Origin of the sequence: Pseudomonas sp. IPO3749, assembly GCF_013386605.1 — a bacterium.
Taxonomy (GTDB): Bacteria; Pseudomonadota; Gammaproteobacteria; order Pseudomonadales; family Pseudomonadaceae; genus Aquipseudomonas; species Aquipseudomonas azotoformans_A.
In genome coordinates, this window is record NZ_JACARN010000153.1 from 1 (window position 1) to 3089 (window position 3089).

A 3089-nucleotide genomic window follows, 5' to 3' on the forward strand; every position below is an offset into this window, starting at 1 on the left:
ATGCAGCCGCTGAGGCTCAAGGCCAGGGCAAATACGGCGGATACGATGGCGAAGGATTTCATGGTGGGCGCAGGCTCGAATAAAGGCCGCTGCTGAGTGGATCAGCAGCGGCAGGCGCGCACCATACAGCAAGATCGGCTGTGTGAGGTTACAGGCTGACAAACGAGCGTCGCCAAGGGTCAGCCGACGTATTGAGGGCGCAGCGGCTTGCCCATTTCTTCATTCAAGGCGTTTTCAGTCAGGGGTTTGGGGTTGGGTGGGGTCGCGGGCGTAGTGGGCAGCCCTACGGCCTGACGTTCGCTGTTGGGGACATCGTGTTGCTCGCCCTCAAATGTTTCAGTGGTCGAGCCGGTCAAAGCGGTGCCATTACCTGCGTTATAGGCATGCACCATTTCGTGGTAAAGCGTCGTGATGGAGGCGTAGGTCACGCCAGCGACGGTGTCCACTGCGGAGCGGTTATAGCTGATTTCAGCCCGGTCAGCCTGCGACCCCGGCACACCGTCGACCATGAAGCCCCATTTGGGATCGTCACCGACAATAGGTGCGCGTTCGTAGCCGAACAAGGCCTTGAGCTCCTGGCTGCCGTAGACATAGCCGCTGCCGAGGTCGACCAAATCTTCGACGATGGTCACCGGTGCGCCGTTGCGCTGGGCCATGGCGCTCATGGCGGCCAGCATCTGTTGGCCGATGGGAGATCGGCGCAGCAGGGCCAGATCGTCCTCGACCCGTTGGATAAACTCGGGCGAACCCTTGATCACAAACCCTGTTTGAGGTTCCGGCGCGGCCGATACCGCGGTAAACCGCGAACCGTTGAGGTGGCTGATCGCGTCGTCGGGTTTACCGTAGATCAGGTCGCCTGGGCCGTTGGCGATCACTGTGTCGCGGCCATCGCCGGTGTAAAAGGTAGTGCGGTCGTGGCCGATCAAGCGATCGTCCCCGGCACCGCCGTGCAGGACCGTATGCCCGTTTCCTGCGTAGAGTCGATCATTGCCGTTGCCGCCATCCAGGTAGCTGGTTTTGTGCTTGGGGCCTGCACCCGCGTAGAGACGGTCATTGCCATTGTTGCCATATATGATGTTGTCGCCGGTGCCGCCCATGATTGTGTCATCACCGTCGTTGCCCTCGGCATAACCCAGGCCACTGCCGAGGCGCAGCACATCATCGCCTTTGCCGCCGAACACACGGGTGTAACCGCCGCCGGCCCGCACGCGGTCATTGCCGTCGCCGGCCTCCACGATGACGGGTTGGGTCACATTGGCGTCGATGTGGATGTTGTCGTCACCGCCATGGGTTTTGAAGTGAAAGGTGAGGGGCTTGCCGTCTTTATCCTCACTGTCAAAACGATACAACCGCCCATTGACCCGAACATCCAACTGTCCTGCGCGTGTCTGGCTGACGTGAATCTGGTCGGCTTTGTCACCGGTTTCGAGGACCAGGGAGTTCTGCAGACTGTAAGTCACGTCCTGTTCCCAGACCGATTGGCAACTGACCTTCAAGTTGCCGTCATCCAGAACCGGGTGTACGTAGGCCTGGATCTGATTATCCGGTGTGAACGGGAGTTGAGGGGCGACGGCGGGTACGTAGCGACTGTTCTCAACCGAGACTACCGGGGCATGCGTAGAGTGGTGCTCGCCTTTCAGGGGCGGGCGGTGCGCGTTTTCAAGGCTTTTGGACACTTCCATTTGAGATCCCTTTCGAAGAGTCAGGCGGTCTGCCTGCCTTTTGGAAGTGTCCGTCTGCGGCAAATCGTTCCAGCGAGGTTGTAATGAGGTCTTACAGCAAACTGATCGGGTAACTGACAATCAACCGGTTCTCATCGAACTCATTGTTGCTGTAGTCGCGGCGCATGCTGGAGTTGCGCAGGCGCACCGTGAGGTTTTTCAGGCTGCCGCTTTGCACGGTGTAGCCCAGTTCGCTTTCGCGACCCCATTCCTTGCCGTCGGTAATCGTACCGGTGTGCACGTTGCTGCCGCTGATGTAGCGGTTCATCAGGGTCAGGCCGGGCACGCCGAGGGCGGCGAAGTTGTAGTCGTGGCGTACCTGCCAGGATTTCTCCTGGGCGTTGTCGTAGCTGGAGTTGTAGCTATCGTTGGCCAAGGTGCCGCCGCTGGTGCCGTTGACGCGCATCCAGGCGCTGTTGCCGGTGAGTTTCTGCAGGCCGACGTAGAAGGTGTTGCCGCCGTACTTGGCGGAGAACAGGCCGGACCAGGTCTTGTTGTCCAGGTCGCCGGCGCGGGCGCTGCCGTCGTCCTTGCCGTAGAAAAAACCGAGGTTGGCGCCCAGGGTCCAGTCGCCGATGGGTTGGGTGTGGATCAAATTGACGAACTGCTGGCTATAGATGTCCTTGAGTTGCGCATTCCACAGGCCGATCTGGGTGCGCTTGTCGTTGAACGCGTACTCGGCGCCCTGGAAGTTGAAGCGATCGGAAGTGAACGCGGTTTTTCCGAACATAGACATGTCCGTCATGCTGCTGTCGTCACGCGGGCTGTTGGCGCGGAACTGGCCGCCGTAGAGGGTCAGGCCGTCGATTTCTTTCGAAGTGATCTGCCCACCGCGCAGGGTTTGCGGCAGGGAGCGGCCGTCGTCCGAGCGCAGGATCGGCAGCACCGGCATCCATTCGCCGACCTTCACTTCGGTCTTGGAAATGCGCGCCTTGAACGCCACCCCAAGACGCCCGAATTCATCTGCCGGGCGGCCATCGTGATCCAACGGCAACAGTTGGGTGCCCCCGGTGCCGCGTCCGCCATCCAGCTTCAACGAATACAGCCCCAACACGTCCACGCCGAAACCCACGGTACCCTGGGTAAAGCCGGACTTGGCGTCGAGGATGAAACTCTGCGTCCACTCCTGCGCGCCGCCCTGGGTCTTGGTAGGGTTGGTGTAGTTGCGGTTGAAGAAGAAGTTGCGCAGGTTGAGGTTGGCGCTGGCGTCTTCGAGAAAACCGTGTTCTTCAGCGACGACGGGCAAGGCAAGACTGGCGACAGCGGTTGCCAGCAAAAGCCGGCGCGGGTGGAAAGTGCTCATGGCGAAAGGACCTGTTGTTATTGGGTTTATGCAGGTGGCGGCCATGGTGCGGGGCGGTGCGGGGG

2 protein-coding genes are annotated in these 3089 nt (G+C 60.5%); both read right to left on the reverse strand.

Annotation, left to right across the window (positions count from 1 at the left end):
* Positions 1-179: 179 nt before the first annotated feature.
* A complete protein-coding gene (locus HX812_RS31880; protein ID WP_038849794.1) occupies positions 180-1682 on the reverse strand; it encodes a M91 family zinc metallopeptidase in 1503 nt (500 codons plus the stop codon).
* Between the two features lie 91 nt (positions 1683-1773).
* Positions 1774-3024 (reverse strand): OprD family porin, encoded by a 1251-nt coding sequence (locus tag HX812_RS31885; protein WP_038849795.1) that lies wholly within the window; start codon positions 3022-3024, stop codon positions 1774-1776.
* Between the last annotated feature and the right edge of the window lie 65 nt (positions 3025-3089).